The sequence below is a fragment of the Epibacterium sp. ABZ3_068 genome (assembly GCF_056159265.1).
The window spans coordinates 2,795,386-2,813,821 of the sequence record NZ_JBSWUV010000001.1 but is presented as its reverse complement, the minus strand read 5'-3'; the positions used below and the strand labels follow the sequence as shown (position 1 = coordinate 2,813,821).

Annotated in this window: 15 protein-coding genes; 7 read left to right on the top strand and 8 right to left on the bottom strand. The window is 55.6% G+C overall.

All coding sequences use genetic code 11. From position 1 onward, the window contains the following. Positions 1–46 precede the first annotated feature (46 nt). The 3 genes from ACXAEW_RS13400 to ACXAEW_RS13390 form a co-directional block, all read right to left on the bottom strand. Entirely contained in the window at positions 47–2,401 is a 2,355-nt protein-coding gene (locus tag ACXAEW_RS13400; protein ID WP_474941793.1) for a TRAP transporter large permease, read from the bottom strand. 17 nt (positions 2,402–2,418) lie between these two features. Next, positions 2,419–3,354, bottom strand: a complete 936-nt coding sequence (locus ACXAEW_RS13395) for a TRAP transporter small permease subunit (protein ID WP_474941792.1) — start codon at positions 3,352–3,354, stop codon at positions 2,419–2,421. 106 nt (positions 3,355–3,460) lie between these two features. Further along, positions 3,461–4,546, bottom strand: coding sequence for a TRAP transporter substrate-binding protein (locus ACXAEW_RS13390; protein WP_474941791.1), 1,086 nt, complete (start codon positions 4,544–4,546; stop codon positions 3,461–3,463). Between the two features lie 240 nt (positions 4,547–4,786). Here ACXAEW_RS13390 and ACXAEW_RS13385 point away from each other — a divergent pair, with 240 nt between their 5' ends. Beyond that, positions 4,787–6,223 carry a cache domain-containing protein gene (locus ACXAEW_RS13385; protein WP_474941790.1) on the top strand — a complete coding sequence of 479 codons (1,437 nt, stop codon included), beginning with the start codon at positions 4,787–4,789 and terminating at the stop codon, positions 6,221–6,223. Positions 6,224–6,272: 49 nt separating this feature from the next. After that, complete coding sequence (locus ACXAEW_RS13380) at positions 6,273–6,917, top strand: response regulator (protein ID WP_474941789.1); 645 nt, start codon at positions 6,273–6,275, stop codon at positions 6,915–6,917. A 3-nt stretch (positions 6,918–6,920) separates the two neighbouring features. Here the strand turns inward: ACXAEW_RS13380 and ACXAEW_RS13375 are convergent, their stop codons facing one another. Beyond that, complete coding sequence (locus ACXAEW_RS13375) at positions 6,921–7,301, bottom strand: bleomycin resistance protein (RefSeq protein WP_474941788.1); 381 nt, start codon at positions 7,299–7,301, stop codon at positions 6,921–6,923. Positions 7,302–7,696: 395 nt separating this feature from the next. On the opposite strand from ACXAEW_RS13375, the gene ACXAEW_RS13370 reads away from it, so the two are divergent. Both ACXAEW_RS13370 and ilvN read left to right on the top strand, forming a co-directional pair. Continuing rightward, complete coding sequence (locus ACXAEW_RS13370) at positions 7,697–9,448, top strand: acetolactate synthase 3 large subunit (protein ID WP_474941787.1); 1,752 nt, start codon at positions 7,697–7,699, stop codon at positions 9,446–9,448. A gap of 62 nt (positions 9,449–9,510) precedes the next feature. After that, positions 9,511–10,074, top strand: a complete 564-nt coding sequence (gene ilvN, locus ACXAEW_RS13365) for an acetolactate synthase small subunit (RefSeq protein WP_474941786.1) — start codon at positions 9,511–9,513, stop codon at positions 10,072–10,074. Between the two features lie 31 nt (positions 10,075–10,105). On the opposite strand, the gene ACXAEW_RS13360 is transcribed toward ilvN, so the two are convergent. Continuing rightward, the gene (locus ACXAEW_RS13360) at positions 10,106–10,507 is read right to left on the bottom strand and encodes a hypothetical protein (protein WP_474941785.1); all 402 of its coding nucleotides are present in this window, start codon (positions 10,505–10,507) and stop codon (positions 10,106–10,108) included. A gap of 240 nt (positions 10,508–10,747) precedes the next feature. On the opposite strand from ACXAEW_RS13360, the gene ACXAEW_RS13355 reads away from it, so the two are divergent. Beyond that, positions 10,748–11,548, top strand: coding sequence for a helix-turn-helix domain-containing protein (locus ACXAEW_RS13355; RefSeq protein WP_474941784.1), 801 nt, complete (start codon positions 10,748–10,750; stop codon positions 11,546–11,548). Between the two features lie 28 nt (positions 11,549–11,576). Here ACXAEW_RS13355 and prfB read toward each other — a convergent pair whose 3' ends face one another. Further along, entirely contained in the window at positions 11,577–12,701 is a 1,125-nt protein-coding gene (gene prfB, locus ACXAEW_RS13350; protein ID WP_474941783.1) for a peptide chain release factor 2, read from the bottom strand. Between the two features lie 193 nt (positions 12,702–12,894). On the opposite strand from prfB, the gene ACXAEW_RS13345 reads away from it, so the two are divergent. Continuing rightward, positions 12,895–14,208 (top strand): Hint domain-containing protein, encoded by a 1,314-nt coding sequence (locus ACXAEW_RS13345; RefSeq protein WP_474941782.1) that lies wholly within the window; start codon positions 12,895–12,897, stop codon positions 14,206–14,208. Continuing rightward, positions 14,139–14,615, top strand: a complete 477-nt coding sequence (locus tag ACXAEW_RS13340; RefSeq protein WP_474943035.1) for a Hint domain-containing protein — start codon at positions 14,139–14,141, stop codon at positions 14,613–14,615. Before ACXAEW_RS13345 ends, ACXAEW_RS13340 begins: the two co-directional genes overlap by 70 nt. On the opposite strand, the gene ACXAEW_RS13335 is transcribed toward ACXAEW_RS13340, so the two are convergent. Together ACXAEW_RS13335 and ACXAEW_RS13330 are read right to left on the bottom strand one after the other, a co-directional pair. Next, positions 14,531–17,035, bottom strand: coding sequence for a penicillin-binding protein 1A (locus ACXAEW_RS13335; RefSeq protein WP_474941781.1), 2,505 nt, complete (start codon positions 17,033–17,035; stop codon positions 14,531–14,533). The genes ACXAEW_RS13340 and ACXAEW_RS13335 overlap by 85 nt on opposite strands. A gap of 161 nt (positions 17,036–17,196) precedes the next feature. After that, entirely contained in the window at positions 17,197–18,426 is a 1,230-nt protein-coding gene (locus ACXAEW_RS13330; protein WP_474941780.1) for an N-acetylmuramoyl-L-alanine amidase, read from the bottom strand. Positions 18,427–18,436 lie beyond the last annotated feature (10 nt).

Sequence of the window (18,436 nt, the reverse complement as noted above, 5' to 3'; positions counted from 1 at the left end):
AGGGGCCCATCAAGGGCCCCTTTGTCGTTTTCAAAACATCCTGTGATCAATTCGGGATCAACGCCGGCACAATGGTCACGATGGTTGGGAACAACCACAGGATTCCCAGCCCAGCGACCTGGATCAGCACAAACGGCAGGATCCCGCGGTAGATATGGCCCGTTGTGACCTCTTTTGGTGCCACCCCGCGCAGGTAGAACAGCGCAAAGCCAAAGGGCGGTGTCAGGAAGGAGGTCTGCAGGTTCACCGCGATCATGATGGTCACCCATTTCGGATCAAACGACCCGCCATAGATCACAGGCCCCACAATCGGGATCACGATGTAGATGATCTCGAGGAAGTCGAGAACAAAACCGAGGATAAACAGAACCACCATAACGATCAGGAAGACCGTCAGCTCATTGTCAAAGCTCTTGAGGAACTGCTGGATGTAATGTTCACCTCCAAAGGAGATTACCACCAGGTTCAACAGCTGTGAGCCGATGAGGATGGTAAAAACCATCGAGGTCACCTTGGCCGTTTCCCGCACCACCGGGGTTAGAACGCCGCCTTTGTACAGAACCCAGCACCCATAAATCAGGCCAAAAAGCGCATACATATAGCATGCATAGGCGACAAAGAAAGCAGCCCAGCTCTCGGCGCTTGCGCCGCCTTGGTTGATACGGAGATCAAAGTTCACACCAATCAGAACCGAAACGGCAATGGCCAGCGTCGCCCAGATGATGATCGAACCGGATTGGCCTTCTTCCTTGAGCCGACGATAGGCCGCCAGCATGATCGCTCCCCCAGCACCCAGCGCTGCCGCAGGCGTCGGATTGGTAATACCCCCCAGGATGGAGCCCAGCACAGCGATGATCAGAACCAGTGGCGGGAAAACCACGCGGATCAGATCATTCTGAGCGCAGCGGATTGCAGCCTCGCGCACGCCATAAAGCGCCAGCGCTGTCGGGATCGCCATCAAGGCAACCGTACCGCTGGCCGATGTGGTCGGCTGGATCAGCAGAACATCGACAAGTGCCAGCAACAGCAAGCCAATCGCGCCAAGGATCAACGGCTTGGCGTCACGTGACGGAGAGACCCCACGACCAATTGCAAGGGTCAGACCAAACAACACGATCAGCGTCGCCATACCTGTTCCGATAGGCGCGGCGTTTTCGATCATTGCAATCCGGTTGGCTTCGATCTCATCCGCTGTCAGCTGGCGGGCTTGCTCAACACCACCTGCTGCGTCCAACGCGGCCTGTTCCAGAACAGCTGCGTCCCACGCGGCTTGACCATGCAGTTCAATCATCGCCGCCTGACATTGCGCACCTACATTTGTACGCAGTGCAGCACCTTGCCCCGCCTCGGAGAAGCTGGAGACAACCGTGCTTTGGCTACCGATAATGTCCAATGTCCCCAGCAACAGCGCGCCGGCGATAATGGCGATCGGAATACCCAGATACCAGGTAAACGCCTCGCTGCGGGTCACAGGTTCATTGGAGCCTCCTTCGAGCACAACCGCCGGGGCTTTTTCCGGGTTCATCAACGCATAGACAAAGGCATAGCCCGCATACAAAAGCGCCAGCATGATCCCTGGAAGCAGCGCCGCCTGGAACAATGTCCCCACGGACACTACCGCGGGCTCACCCAGATAGGTCAGCGCGTCCGTACAACCGGCCTCGCGCGCACGGGCTTCCTGCGCAGTGGAGTAGAGATCCCCCGCCAGGGTGCCGAGCAGAACAATCACGATGGATGGCGGAATGATCTGACCCAATGTGCCAGAGGCCGCAATCACACCAGTGGCCAGTTCAGGGCTGTAATTGTTGCGCAGCATCGTCGGCAGAGCCAGAAGCCCCATGGTCACTACGGTTGCACCAACGATACCAGTGGAGGCCGCCAGGAAGGCACCAACAACAACAATCGAAACGGCCAGACCACCGGGCAGCGGGCCAAAGACGCGCGCCATTGTGGTCAGAAGGTCGTTTGCGATCTTGGACCGTTCCAGAGTGATGCCCATCAGAACAAACATCAAAACCGCCAGCAGGGTCTCAATTGACGCCCCCGCCAAAACACGCTCGTTGATGCGGTTCACAATGAACGACACATTGCGATCCAGAGCGGTTTCCCAACCCTGAACAAACACAGGCTCAGCGATGCGCGGCAAGTCCGGGTATCGGAAGATCGATATGATATCGGGCTTAACGCCCGAGCTGACCAGCTCACGATAGACATCGCTGTTGGTGTCAATGGCCTGGTGGATCAACAGGCCCGCACTGTCCAGCGCGGCGATGATACCAAAAGAGATGATCCCCGCGCCACCGATGGCAAAGGCCACCGGGAAACCGGACAGGATGCCTCCGAAGAGGCAGAAGAATACAATAATGAGGCCGATTTCGACGCCATCAAGACCGAATAGCATATCCGTTGTCCCTCAGATTAATGAGCGCCTTCATAGGCTTCTTCACCTTCGCCAAGGGAATCCTTGTCGAGGTATTTGTTCTCGCTGGCCGGACCTTCGATGAATTCCAGGAAGGAGCGGTAGAAGAACGCGATTGCATGGATGAATACGATGCCGGCAAAGGCAACCAACAGGATCTTGAACAGGAAGTATCCGGTAAAGCCGTTGGGGCTGAAGCCTATGGTCTCCACATTCCAGCGCAGGGCACGCGACTTCAGCAGCAGACGATCCAGCGCATCCGAAGCCGATGGCTTTGGCACGATCAGGTGACGCCACAGGAAGAACCAGCCATACATCCAGATCAACGTGGCAATCGGCAGCATAAAGATCAGTGATCCAAACATGTCGATTGCGCGTTTCGTACGGTGGCTGACAGCAGAATAAACCAGATCGACCCGCACATGCCCACCTTGGACAAATGTGTAGGACACACAAAGGGCAACAACCAACGCGTTGTAGAGTTTCAGCTCTTCCGCGTACCAGCTGATGTCAAATTGCAGCGGCACACCCACACCAAACACGATGTCCGGCCGGGTAAAAATGCGCTGCATAAAGACGATAATGATTTGCTGCACAACCAGCAGAAGCCCCGCCCAGGCAAAGAAACGGCCGATGCCGTTTGCAAAACCTTCCAGCACCCGGACACAGCCCCACATGAAGGGACGATGATACAGGCCAATTGCGGTAAACACGACCACGATGGCCATGACAGCAAAGAAAAACTCAACCGATCCGCCGTAGTAAACAAAGCGCATAATCGCTTGTTTGTCTGACCAATCCAGCCAGAGCGACGGGTGAGTTATAGCATAGGCGATGTTGTAATAGGCTTCGCCAAGGTTCTTCAGGACCCACCAGAGACCGCTCAGAACGGTCAGGATCGCGCCACCAAAGCCTGCAGAGGCTGCTTCTTGCATGTCCCCTCCTGTCTGCCCCCGGTTTTACGGGGATCGCTTCACATTTTCTTAATGCATAAACAGAGGAAGCCCCATGAAGGGGCTTCCGTCGCATCTTAGGCTGGGTTTAGCCGCCCAGAACGCGGATACGCTGTTGAACGTAGTAACCGTCCGATTTGTTGATCCAGTCCGCAGAGGTCGCCAGCGAAGCCTCGAAGGAGTTGCGGATCTTTGCGAACAGTTCGTCGCCCATGTTTTCGTCCATGACTTCGGCAGAGGCTTTGCCAAACGCATCCCAGACATCGTCCGAGAATTGCAGTGTACGCACACCTTGCGCCTGAAGACGGGCCAGTGCCGCGCCATTGTTGGAAAGGGTTTCAGCCAGCTGGTACTGGGTCACTGCCATAGATGCATAACGCAGGATCGCTTTGTGCTGATCGGACAGCTCGTTCCATACATCCAGGTTCACAGAGGACGACAGCGCCGAACCCGGCTCGTGGAAGCCCGCGGTGTAGTACACTTTTGCAACTTCCTGGAAGCCGGCGCGCTCGTCGGCCATCGGCCCAACCCACTCCAGACCGTCCAAGGCGCCAGAAGACAGCGCTTGATACAGTTCGCCGCCAGGAATGTTCTGAACGGATGCGCCCAGTTTACCCAGAACCTTGCCGCCCAGACCCGGCATACGGAACTTCAGACCATTGAAGTCAGAGGCAGAGTTGATCTCCTTGGAGAACCAGCCACCGGACTGCGAACCAGAGTTGCCTGCGATCAGGCCCTTCAGGTTGAAGATCTCGCCCAGTTCGTCGTGCAGTTCTTCACCGCCGCCGTGATAGTACCAGTTCGAGACTTCCTGTGCAGTACCACCAAACGGAACGGCGGTGAAATACGCATAGCCCGGGTGCTGTCCGATAAAGTAGTAGTCGGCAGAGTGATACATATCCGCTTGGCCAGAGGTTACAGCGTCAAACACTTCCAGCGCGCCCACCAGTTCGCCCGGTGCTTTTTTATCAATGGTCAAAGAGCCGCCAGACAGCTCACCGACCATTTTTTCCATATAGCTTGCCGCATCGTCCAGAACCGCGAAGCCGCGCGGCCAGGATGTGACCATTGTCAGCTTGCGGTTGCCCTGCGCGTATGCAGGCGCAGCCAGAGTGGTTGCAGCGGCGGCACCGCCACCCAGCGCAGACGTCTTCAGAAAAGAACGACGATCCATGAATTTCCTCCCAAAAGTCCTACTGCCATAGATCCATGGCAGTTCATTTTCAGTTCAGACACCCTAGCGGTGGAAAAATTCATGTGAATACCAAGTACTCGGTAGACGCCTCCGCAAAACCACCAAAACACTGTAATCAAACAATAATACAAAGTCATATTTGGTGTTTTTTTCTCAGATGGGCAAAAAAACTAATGCATGGGTTTGCAAAAATCCGCCGATCGCATATCGAATCTATACATGCGTAACCTTTTCCCATTCTTCCGCCCGTCCTACGGCCAGAAGCTGTCTCTGCTGGCGGCCTTGCCTCTTATACTGGCTGCGGCGGCGATATCCGTTTTGGTGACCTTTCAGTCCCGGCAACTGGCTGAGCGGGAGATTGCGGCATTGGAAACCCAGTTGCTTGAGGCCAAAAAAGCGGAGCTGCGGAATTACGTCACCCAGGCCCGTAACGGCTTTTACTATATTTACGGTTCGGCTGCCCCAAATGACGAGGAAGCCAAACGCCAGGTCGCGCGGATCCTGGCCGCGATGATCTATGGAGATGACGGTTTCTTCTTTGTGTATGACTACGACGGCAACAATATCGTCAGTCCGCGACAAACCTCTCTTATTGGCAAGAACTGGTCAGGCTTGACGGACAGCCAGGGCACGCAGGTGGTGGACGAGCTGATCAATATTGCCCGCCAAGGCGCCGGTTGGCATACGTTTTTGTGGCCCAAACCGTCAACAGGGGAAGAGGCCCAGATGATTTCCTATGTTGTAGGGTTTCAAAGCTGGCGTTGGGCTTTGGGCACAGGGGTTTTTATCGACGACGTTCTGGAAACGGTCGCATCGGCCCGGGCCGATGTGGAACACAGAATTCAACGCACCTTTTACTATATTGGCGGCATTACGATCATTGCGCTGGTGATCGTCTTTGCCACAGGTATGGTCCTGAACATCCGGGAACGACGGTTGGCTGATGCCAAGCTGAAAGAGCTGACCCAACGGGTGCTGGACGCGCAGGAGGAAGAGCGTGGCAGGGTTGCGCGCGAGCTGCATGATGGAATCAGTCAAATGCTGGTCGGGGTAAGATACGCGTTGGACATCGCTCTGAGGCGCATAAAACGTCAGGATGTCGAGGAAGCGGCAAAACCGCTGACAAAGGGTATTGAACATCTGACAACGGCAATCAGCGAAGTACGTCGCATCAGCCGGGATCTGAGGCCAGGCGTGTTGGATGATCTTGGACTGGGCCCTGCCCTGAAGGCTTTGACCGAAGACTTTGCGACACGCACGGGGATCGAGACAGAGTTTCACACGGTGGTTTTCCGCAACAGGCTGGAACAGGAAAGCAAGATCGCCCTGTACAGAATCGCCCAGGAAGCCCTGACCAATATCGAACGCCATGCTGCGGCCAGCAGGGTCGAGATCCATCTACGTGGTCATAAAAAAGGCGTCACTATGTCCATTCGGGACAATGGGCGCGGTCTCCCGCAGGACAATATGCGCAGCGGCAACGGAATCGGGCTGCGAAACATTCAGGAACGTGTGGAGCAGCTTGACGGCACCCTCAAGCTTCTGTCATCTTCCGGCCCCCAGAGCGGTACGGAAATTGTCGTGCGCCTTCCGCTCAGTAGTTTGTTACCGCCAGGACAGAATTGGTTACCGGAACCCGAAGACAAAAGCGCATAAAGCGCGCCTTGTTGTTTGGAACAGAAACAAGGCCGAGGGAGAAAAACACGTGCCAGACACCCCGACACGCGTGCTTATTGTAGATGACCATCCGATGGTGGCAGAGGGTATTCAATCGATCCTTGAAAGTTATGATGACATCGAGGTTGTCGGCTGTCTCACAAATGGGCAGGAAGCTGTTTCCCAGGTTCCGCTCCTCAAGCCTGATGTCGTCCTGATGGATCTCAACATGCCCGGCCTTGGCGGCCTGAGCGCAACCGAGATCATTCGCGAGGAGGCCCCTCAGACGCGCATCCTCATCCTCAGCATGCATGACAGCCCGGAATATATCTCATCCGCGCTCAGTCACGGGGCCGTTGGATATGTTCTGAAAGATGTTCCGACTGACGAAATCAAGATGGCAATTGATGCGGTCATGGATGGCAAGACCTATCTGTGCACCGGCGCCGAAGGCAGCCTGAAGCCCAAAGACGACGGAGACCGCGAAGCTCTGACCGGGCGCGAACAGACGATTTTGCTGCAACTGGCGCAAGGAAAATCGAATAAGGAAGTCGCGCGCGATCTGGATATTTCCGTGCGCACGGTTGAAACCCACCGCAAGAACATCAAACGCAAACTTGGCATTTCCTCCACCGCAGGTCTGACACGCTATGCAATGGAGCATGGGGTGTTGCAGGGCAGCGCCGGGTATTAAACACTACCCGGCAATCGCCGCGCCAAAGAACACCAGCGCGCCATCCTCGTCCAGCACATGGAACTCTCGCTGGCCATAAGGCTGGTCAAACGGCGCGCGGACCCGCTCTGGTGGCAACTGGTCCAAGTGGGGCTTCAACTGCTGAAACAGCCCGTCCAGATCCTCAACGTCAATGTAAAACGAATGCTCGTGCCCCAACGGTGCCCCATCCGGGCGGGGCGGGCATTCCAGCAACCGCACCGCTGCCCCATCACGCCGCAAGAAGGCGTAATTCTCGGCATGAAACCCCAGCGTGAAGCCCAGAATGTCCCGGTAAAAGCCAATCTGACGCTCCAGATCGGCGCATAATACAAATGGGGTCACCTGGATGAGTGTGGCAGACATGGTCTCTCTCCTGTGCTTTGGTATCAGAAATAGCGGAAATCATGCTGTTTGTGATCGCAAATCCACAAAAGCATCAGGAAAAAAGGTCAAAAACACTGCCCGATATTGCCGAAAGTGTCCGCTGAGCCTAGGAAAATGAAATAAAATGTCCCACGAGGGGTGTTTTTCGACCGCTTTGCCGGTTGACGCCCCCTGACAGCCGTCCTAATGTCCGCTGCAACGCAACGAGGAGCCACCCTTATGATTTCCCTAGTCGTAGTCGTAGGAACCACGCGCATGGGCCGGTAACGGTTGACCATACTCGATCCCATGCGCCTCCGATCAAAAATCGGGGGCTTTTTTATTGCTAAAGTACGCAACGCGTAAAAACGATGTCGCCAATTGGAGCAAAGCAGATGACACGTGAAATGACCGGCGCAAAGATGGTAGTCCAAGCCCTGAAGGATCAGGGTGTCGACACTGTATTCGGATATCCGGGCGGCGCCGTTCTACCGATTTATGACGAGATCTTCCAACAAAACGACATCCGCCACATTCTGGTGCGCCACGAACAGGGTGCTGTGCACGCTGCCGAAGGCTACGCGCGCTCGACCGGCAAACCCGGTGTTGTTCTGGTAACCTCCGGTCCCGGTGCCACCAATGCGGTAACAGGTCTGACCGATGCCCTGCTGGACTCTATCCCGCTGGTTGTTCTGACCGGCCAGGTTCCGACCTTCATGATTGGCTCGGACGCCTTCCAGGAAGCTGACACTGTGGGCATTACCCGCCCCTGTACCAAGCACAACTGGCTGGTCAAAGAAACCGACGCCTTGGCCGCGACGCTGCATGAAGCGTTTCATGTCGCGATCTCTGGCCGTCCCGGTCCCGTTCTGATCGACATTCCCAAAGATGTTCAATTTGCAACAGGCACCTATCAGCCACCTAAGCCGTCGACATCCCATTACCAGCCCAAGCTCAAAGGCGATCTTGATGAGATTACTGAACTGGTGGCTGCAATCGAAAAAGCCGAACGCCCGGTCTTTTATACCGGCGGTGGGGTGATCAACTCGGGTCCGGCGGCCTGCCAGCTTTTGCGGGAACTGGTGGATTCGACGGGGATTCCGATTACGTCAACCCTGATGGGGTTGGGAGCCTATCCTGCCTCTGGCAAAAACTGGTTGGGTATGTTGGGCATGCACGGCCTGTATGAAGCCAATATGGCCATGCATGGCTGCGACCTGATGATCAACATCGGCGCGCGCTTTGATGACCGGATCACCGGCCGTCTGGATGCGTTCAGCCCGAACTCGATCAAGGCACATGTGGATATCGATCCGTCCTCTATCAACAAGGTTGTGCGCGTTGACATTCCGATCGTTGGTGATGTCGGACACGTCCTGGAAGATATCCTGACGGTTTGGAAATCCCGTGGCCGCAAAGTAAACAGCGAAGCGCTGTCCAAATGGCAACAGCAGATTGGAGAGTGGCGCGCCGTCAACTGCCTGTCCTACACTCCGTCCGAGAAGACAATTAAACCACAATACGCGCTGGAGCGTCTTGAAGCCCTGACCAAAGGCATGGACCGGTATGTGGCCACCGAAGTAGGCCAGCACCAGATGTGGGCGGCACAGTTCCTGGGCTTTGAAGAGCCCAACCGCTGGATGACCTCTGGTGGCCTTGGCACCATGGGCTATGGCTTCCCCGCCACCATTGGGGTGCAGATCGCTCATCCGGATGCGCTGGTGATCAACGTTGCGGGCGAAGCATCCTGGCTGATGAACATGCAGGAAATGGGCACCGCCGCGCAATACCGCCTGCCGGTGAAGCAGTTCATTCTGAACAATGAACGCCTCGGCATGGTGCGCCAGTGGCAGGAGCTCTTGCATGGTGAACGCTACAGCCACTCCTGGTCTGAAGCGCTGCCGGATTTTGTAAAGCTCGCCGAAGCCTTTGGGGCCAAAGGGATCTGTGTCTCTGACCCCAAGGATTTGGATGATGCGATAATGGAGATGATCGAATATGATGGTCCGGTGATCTTTGACTGCCTGGTTGAGAAGCACGAAAACTGCTTCCCGATGATCCCGTCGGGCAAGGCGCATAATGAAATGCTGCTGGGCGAGGCCGAGACCCAAGGCGTCATCCAATCCGGCGGCGCCGTGCTGGTTTAATCGCTTAGAACAGGTATCGCAGGGCGTGCGCGCCCTGCCCCGGATTGAGGAAAGGGACATAAATGTCTGCTCTACATATCAAAAAAGGCTCCACCAAGCATTCCGCCTATAACCTGCGCCCGACGTTTTCGGATGTTCAGGAGCGCCATACGCTGGCATTGCTGGTGGAGAACGAACCCGGCGTTCTGGCCCGTGTAATCGGCCTGTTTTCGGGCCGTGGCTATAATATCGAAAGCCTGACTGTGGCTGAGGTTGACCACACAGGCCGCCTGAGCCGTATCACCATTGTGACGACCGGCACGCCTCAGGTTATTGAACAGATCAAAGCCCAGCTGGGGCGGATTGTTCCCGTACACCAGGTCAACGACCTCACCGTTGAGGGACCATCCGTCGAACGCGAACTTGCGATTTTCAAGGTCGAAGGTGACGGAGAAAAACGTGTGGAAGCGCTGCGCCTTGCAGATATTTTCCGGGCCAACGTCGTCGACAGCACGCTCAGCAGCTTTATATTCGAGATTACCGGCTCACCTGAGAAGATCGATGCTTTTGCAGATCTGATGCGTCCCCTTGGATTGACCGAAGTCGCCCGCACGGGGGTTGCAGCTCTGCTGAGAGGTGAGGCGTAAAGGGTTCACCACAACCCTGTAAGTCTTGAACCTAGGATACGTGAACGACGCGGCAGGCCGATCCCCGGCGGGCCGCGTTTCTTTTTCCTGTTCTGGCTCGTGCCGGAAACGGGATAAGCTCGCCCATAACAGGAACACTATTGGGGCGTTGCGTGGGCTCACCCGCACTGCGCCCTGAGATTTCCCTGTCCTCACGCCCTAATTCTGCCAGACAGGCCGCCAGAGCCGGATGTGAGTCCTCTTCCAGAAGTGTTAGATCTCTGGCGTGACGCAGTTCACCATTCACATCGACCTCAAAGGCGACACAATCGCCGTCCCGCAAGACGGGTGCATTGTCGCTATCGGTTTTGTAGAATGCGAGATCTCCATGATCTTCGCACCAGATCACGGCCCTGTTTTTGGCACTATCACACCACAAAACGACACCGATCATACCATACCTCGCCATACCAACTTGTGTGTTCAATAAAGCATATATTCCAATAAGAAAGGTGATAACTGTACTTCCAATTCTGGATTTGCCTCTGGCATTTTGTGTCAACAACACAGTGCGCTGACGCTCTTCAAATTCAAAGTGATGCCGAATGGCGTCACATTCGATCTGTCAAAGGAGAAGCTGTCGCAATCCCGCTCACTTCAAGGTAGTATACAGCGTAAGAAAAAGGACACGAGCATGCCAGAATCTGAACGCTCTCCGGTTGAATTGCGCAATGTGTTTGGAGAGAACCTTCGAAAGCTGTCCCAACGACACACGTCGATTTCGGACCTGTCGCGCAAGCTTGGCATAAATCGGACTCAGTTCAACCGCTACTTGTCTGGAGAGAGCTTTCCGCGTCCCGATGTTCTGGACAGAATTTGTACGTTTTTTGACGTCGACGCGCGCATTCTGTTGGAGCCTGTGGACACGCTGGTTCAACATGGAAAGATCCTGAACGGCCCATTTCTGTCGGATTTTTTTGGCCAAAGCGCGCAACGTGTTCCTACAGATGTATTTCCATCCGGGTTCTATAGCTTTTCACGTCGCAGTTTTGTGAATACCGATCAATATGTGCTGGGATTGATCTATGTTTTCAGAAACGAAGACAACGTGACCTTTGTCAAAGGCTTTGAAGCAAAGGATGCAATGCGGTTCCAGGGCCTGCCTCTGAGCAAAGATTTTAGAGAGTTCCGTGGATATGCTCTCCCGCATGAAGACGGAGTGTCATTGCTGATCGCACGCAGAGGCTCGCTCACCTTTTCTTTCAATTACCTGGCGCGGGCCTCCTCGATGGAGAGCAACTTCTGGTCGGGATATGTCGCACGCACAACGCGTGAAACAGAACGCGCAGAGCGCGTGACCCGTATGGTTTATGAATATCTAGGCGCGAATTTGGCGCGCGCGCTATCTGTGGCTCGTGTGGCCGGCTTTAAGTCCGCACTGGAATTGCCACCGTTCCACCAACATCTTTTGCGCACTACGGAATCGTTCCGCTAACCCGCTGTTCGGCGCGCTTGGATGACAGTTATTCAGACTGCGCATCGGCCCGGCTTTTGCCGGAGACCTTCAGTGCCAGCGTCGCGCCCATGAACCCATCCAGATCACCGTCCAGAACCCCTTTGGTGTCAGAGGTTTCATGCGACGTGCGCAGATCTTTGACCATTTGATAGGGCTGCAAGACATAGGATCGGATCTGGTTACCCCAGCCTGCGTCACCTTTGGCCTCATGTGCTGCATTGATCTCTGCGTTGCGGCGGTCAAGTTCCTGTTGGTACAGGCGCGATTTCAGCGCCTTCATCGCGATATCACGGTTCTGGTGCTGCGACTTCTCTGATGAGGTCACGACGATCCCGGTCGGGATGTGTGTAATCCGCACAGCCGAATCTGTTGTGTTCACGTGCTGACCTCCCGCCCCGGATGACCGATAGGTGTCCACGCGAATATCGCTCGGGTTGACGTCGATCTCGATGTTGTCATCCACAACCGGGTAAACCCAGACCGAACTAAAGGACGTATGTCGTTTGGCCGCCGAGTCATAAGGAGAAATACGCACCAGACGGTGTACGCCGCTTTCGGACTTCAGCCAGCCATAGGCATTGTGGCCAGTAATCTTATACGCAACGGATTTGATCCCGGCTTCTTCGCCCGGTGTTTCTGACTGCAGCTCAACCGTGTAGCCTTTCTTCTCAGCCCAACGCACGTACATACGTGCCAGCATCGACGCCCAGTCACAGCTTTCGGTGCCACCAGCACCCGCATTGATCTCCAGGAACGTGTCATTCCCGTCTGCCTCACCGTCCAGAAGCGCTTCCAGCTCTTTCTCAGCAGCGGTTTCCCGAAGCGCCTTCAGAGCGGCCTCCGCATCGGCAATAACCTCATCGTCTTCTTCCATTTCGCCCAATTCGATCAGCTCGATATTGTCCGCGAGGTCTTGCTTGATAGTTTTATACGTATCAATTGCATCAACCAGAAGCTGCCGTTCCCGCATGAGCTTCTGCGCCGCTTCGGGATTGTCCCACAGGTTCGGATCCTCAACACGGGCATTGAATTCTTCCAGGCGGTACTCTGCCGTCTCCCAGTTCAGACGCTGGCTCAACAGCTCCAGCGACTTTTCGATCTCGGTCACGGTATTCTGGGTTTCGGCGCGCATGGTCGGAATTCCTGTCACAGTGTTCAGACTGGCGTGATAAACCAGAGTGACAATGCGGGCAAGCACCTGCGCCTTGTCTCAGTCTGTTTACGAAACAGGTCCCGTTTTCCCTTTTCAACGATTTTTAAAGGGTGCCCGATCTACTCTTCTGCAATGAACTATACCCATTCTTTGTAGACTGTAGGGCAGCACAATGGCACAGGGGTATTCGGTCACCCTTGGTGACAAATCGTTAGAAAGCCGCAATGCAATTGGCGGCGTGTATACCCCTTTGACAAACCCGCCCTATCTCGGCAGCGGCGGTTGGTCATGGAACGACGTGCAAGGGAACTGGTATTTCAATCCAAACGACGGCGCAATTGACAACCTATCAGATGACAGAGCGCCCAAAACACAAGCCAATGACCCGGCCAGTTGTGCAAGAATGACCGCCACAGGAAATGTCCAGAGCATAGACGATAGCGAAAGGCTGCGCGAAGAAGGAAACAACCGCATCGCTGTTGCTCAAGACAGCCCCTGCCCCGACACGGGTTCAGACCGTGCAAGCGCCCTGTCGGGCAATGAGATCAAAATGCAGATCGACCATGACACCGCGATGGGAGCCTATGAACAACTCTTTATCGACTTCGACCAGACGACAACCACCGCAACATTTGAGTTTCAGCACCTGCGCACCACCAGCCACGGCGAAGTTGGTCACTGGAAAGCCTATAAAGGCAGCATCCTCGTTGCTGAGGGGGAGTTTTCAGCGGAGACTGACTTTGGCACCGGCAGCGTCTTCATCACTTCTGTTGCGCCGTTTGACCAGCTGGTGCTGGGCGCAACCCTTCAAGCGGACCGGCGCAACCGCCTAAGCAATACAGATACGCAGATTACCTTCATCATCCCAGTGGATACGCCAGCCCCGCGTTCAGCTGCGATCGAAGGTGGCGTTGTCAAGGACAGTATGTTTGTCGAGCCACCGGTAGTCGGACAGGCAGCAAAGACCACCGACAGCGAATTTGACCGCGATACGGGGGGAATAGGATCCACAAACTTTCTTCTGGGTGGTGAGGGCGACGATTATTTTCAATTCGTTGGCACTGGGGAAAGCAGCGCAGCAGGCATTTCTGGAGCCGGTGGAGAAGAACAGGAAAAAGATCGCAAAACGTTGAACGGCTGCACTCAGCGACCATCCGGTTTACGGAAAACGTCCGAAGTTGATCAGGGCGAGCACATGTGCGCCACTCAGAAACTACGGGACGGGACCACCGCCCGTATTTCATCGCATCAGGCGGCAAGCGGCCTTGTGGCGGGCACACTAATTGACACCTCCAACGGCCCCCGACCGGTTGAAAATCTACGACAGGGAGACCTGATCAGAACCCAGGACAAGGTGCGCCAACCTCTGTTGTGGAAAGGTGAGAGTAAGGTTTCTGCCGCAGGCCAACTGTCCCCATCCGTCTGGAAAAGCCCCATAAAGGCGGCCCAAAAGACCTCTATCTTTCCCCGCCACACCGTATCCTGATCCGCGACCGGACAGCCGGGCTGATGTTTGACGCCCCCGAGGTTCTGGTTCCCGCTTTCGCGCTGCAGGAAGACGCTGATGTATATCGGGAGCCCTGCTTGGAGGTCAGATACTTCCATATCCTGCTGCCTCAACACGAGGTGGTTTTTGCGAATGGCCTCGAGGTTGAAAGCTTCTTTCCCGGACCGCAAGCACTGTCCAGATTGCCCAAGTCGATGAAAACCGACCTCGTCGCAACGGTTACCAATTCAGGCCGGGCGTTGTTGGATTGCCACCAAACCGCACGCCCATGCCTCAACGCTGTAGAATGGCGGATGTTACGTCAGTACAAACCGCCGGAACTGACAGTGCCAAAAGTCGCTTTGGGTCCCAACACTGCAGTGCCACCAGTAGACGTAGTGACCTGACGTCCCTGCTGCTGCACTTCTTCAAACAGCGGCAAGTTTGATCCCATGGCAAACCCACCATCGAACGTCAGTCCAAAGATCGGTTGATCACCATCGCGGAAGTATTCCGCCACCACGTAGTTGCCTGATGCATCGTCGGGAAGCCGCGCGCCAGTAAAACGGTCGATCTTGATGAAATGGCCACCTTCCGGCACACGGAAGGCGCCGCCGCCGTATTTCTCGGTCGCTTTTGTCATGAACTGCTGGAACACAGGACCGCAAAGGGTGCCTCCATAGGCCCCACGTCCCATGGGACGTGGCTGGTCATACCCGATGTAGCACCCTGCCACGATGTTGGAGGTAAAGCCCACAAACCAGGCATCACGGGAATCGTTGGTGGTCCCGGTCTTGCCTGCTGTCGGCACTGGCAGGTTGATAACAGAGCTTGCCGTACCGCGATCCACAACCCCTTTCATCATCGACGTCAGCTGATACGCTGTAATCGGGTCCATCACCTGTTCCCGACGAGTTTCGATGCGGGGCAAGGCCCCTGCTGGCAGCTGCGAGGCCGCGCAATCGACACAGTCCCGATCATCATGCCGGTAGATCGTCGCACCCGAGCGGTCCTGAATACGGTCAACCAAGGTCGGCTCGACACGTTCACCACCGTTTGCAAACATCGCATAGGCTGCAACCATCTTGTAAAGCGTGGTTTCTTCAGCCCCCAGAGAGTTGGCAAGGAACGCGCCCATTCTGTCATAGACGCCAAACCGTTCCGCATAGCCCGCGACAACTTCCATACCGACTTCCTGCGCCAGACGAATGGTCATCAGGTTCCGCGATTGTTCAATCCCGGTGCGCAATGGTGTCGGACCATAGAACTTGTTTGACGAGTTCTTGGGACGCCACAGACCCTGGGGGGTATTGATCTCAATCGGGGCATCTACAACGATGGTCGCAGGGCTGTAACCGCTGTCCAACGCGGCTGCATAGACAAATGGCTTGAAACTGGAGCCCGGCTGACGTTGCGCCTGTGTGGCTCGGTTGAAAACCGAGTGCTGATAGGAAAATCCGCCCTGCATCGCCAGAACACGGCCGGAATTTACATCCATTGCAACAAAGCCGCCCTGCACTTCCGGAACCTGACGCACCGACCAGGTTTCAGGATTACCCAGTTCACCGCCGACGCCCCGCACAAGAACCACATCACCACGGGAGAAGTTGTCAAAGAAATTGCCCTTCATCCATTTGATGTCGGACCGTGGGACAGAGCCGATTTTGGAATGCCCCTCCACACCAACCTCAAGGGATTGCTCGGCAACGTTCAAAACAACCGCCGGATACCAGCTGCCACCAAGGGTGATGTCACGCGGAACCTTGGCGCCGGAAAGCGCTTCGCGCCATGCTGTTTCGTCATTCAACACGTCTTCCGGAAGGGTCACGCCGGTTCCACGCCAGATCCCGCGTTGACGGTCAAATTTCTGCAAACCGGTCCGCAGAGCCAAGGCGGCCTCATCCTGCATTTCCTGGTCGATGGTTGCACGCACAGTAAAGCCACCGGTGAAAAACTCACCCTCGCCAAAATCCTCGCTCAGCTGACGGCGGATTTCATCGGTGAAATAATCCCGCGGAGGCAGAGCTGTGCGGAAGCTCTCGAAATCACCGTTCTGTACGGATCGCAGCGGCTGCATTTTTTCAACGTCATACACGGCTTTGGAAATGTATCCGTTCTCATACATCTCTTCCAAAACAAAGTTGCGGCGCTCCAGAAGGCGGTCTTTTTGTCTGACCGGGTGGAAATCAGACGGAGCCTTGGGCATCGAGGCCAGCGTCGCCGCTTCATGCGGGGCAAGCTCTGCCAGCGTTTTGTTGAAATAGGTCTGCGCCGCCGCGGTCACACCAAAAGAGTTCTGACCAAGGAAGATCTCGTTCATATACAGTTCGAGAATGTCATCCTTTTCCAACGTCTGTTCCAGACGCGCGGCCAGGATGATCTCTTTGATTTTGCGCTCAGCCTTACGTTCACCGGACAGAAGAAAGTTCTTCATCACCTGCTGGGTGATCGTCGACGCCCCGCGCACATTGCTGCCGCGCGAACGGATGGCCTCGATCCCGGCGGCGGCGATGCCGCGCATGTCATAGCCTTTGTGGTGATAAAAATTCTTGTCCTCGGCCGAGATAAAGGCCTGCTTCACCAGCGCCGGGATATCTTCTGCTGCGGTAAACAGACGCCGTTCTTTGGCAAACTCGTCGATCAGCGTTCCTTCGCCGGAATAGATTCGGCTGATGGTTGGCGGCTGGTATCTGGCCAGCGCCTCATGGCTCGGCAAGTCGCGGCCGTAAAACCAAAAGATCCCACCCACGGTCACGGCAACAGCCGCGATTCCCATAGTTATCGTGGTAAAAATAGCGCCCCAGAAGGACAAAAAGAACCTGAGCACGTCAAAGCCTCTCTCGCAGCATTGCGCCTATATATGCGGCAGCGCCGTCGGGGTCAAAAAGGGAAACACACGCGTATCGCAGCATATCTGCTAAATCACTATATCACACATTCAACCTGCTGTGATCCGCTCGGCAATTCCCGGCTGAAATACGTCAATACCTACTGACGTACCAGCGATTTACGGGCCGCATCGTCTTCCTGCCAAACCAAGAGCCCGTTCAAAATTCCCTGCGCCACTTTTTGCCGCCAGTCCGGATTGAGGATATTATCGAGGTCTCGCTTGCTCGACAGGAACCCGATCTCAATCAGGATTGACGGAATGTCTGCGGATTTGAGAACCGAAAACCCGGCCGACCGCAGTGGACGTCGGTTCATCGGCCCGCCCTGCTTTTGAAGCTCATCCGCCACCGATTGGGCCAGGTTCAAGGATCTGGGGTGCGTCTCCACCCGCGCCAGATCGAGCAGCACGTCGACAACCACATCATCGGTATTGGTCAGATCTGTGCCGGACAGCAGTTGATTGCGCTCTTGCCGCTCTGCCAATTTGGCCGAGGCCACGTCCGAGGCTTCATCAGACAAAGTATAAATTGTCGTACCATGCGCGTAGCCAGCTGAAAGCGAATCTGCATGAAGGGAGATAAAGAGATCGGCATCCGCCGCATGGGCCAGCGCAATACGTCGTTCCAGCGAGACAAAATAGTCGTCATTGCGGGTCAGACGCACGTCGAACTGTCCAGATCGCAACAGTATGTCGCCCAGCTCCAGAGCGAATTGCAAGACCAGGTCTTTTTCAAACACCGTTCGCCCATCCACCTCAGCTTCGGCACCGGGATCAATACCACCATGTCCCGGGTCGATTACAATCAACAGCGGCGCGTCCGGATTGCTGCCAATCGGCTGTGGAATGTCTTCGGGAGCGGGAAGATCCCATCGCGGATCCTGTGGCGCGCCGGCGTTTGCGGCAAAGGTCTCTGCCGCCACGGACTCGAGTTTGATGGACAAGCGCGCGGCGGCTGTGACGGGATCCACGCTCAACGCGGCCTCTGACACAACCACAGGTTCGGCAAGTTCCATCACCATCCGCGACCAACCAGGAACATAGGTGCCGTATTGCACCTCTTTGATTAGGTCTGTGGCCCGAAACCCATCGGCCGGGAACCCGGTCCAATCTACTTCCTGGAAATCCATAACAAGCCTGCGTGGCGCATCCAGTGTGAAAACCCGATAGGGCACGCCCTGTGTGAGCGACAATTCGATCTGCACAGAATCACGCGTCTCTTTTGCAAAGGTGCCGGTCGCATCCACACGGGCAAACCCGCTAAACCCCTGCGCCAGCGCGGCACCAACGCTCAGCCCCCAAACGCATATCGCAGCCCAAAGGTATTTCATCAGCACTTCA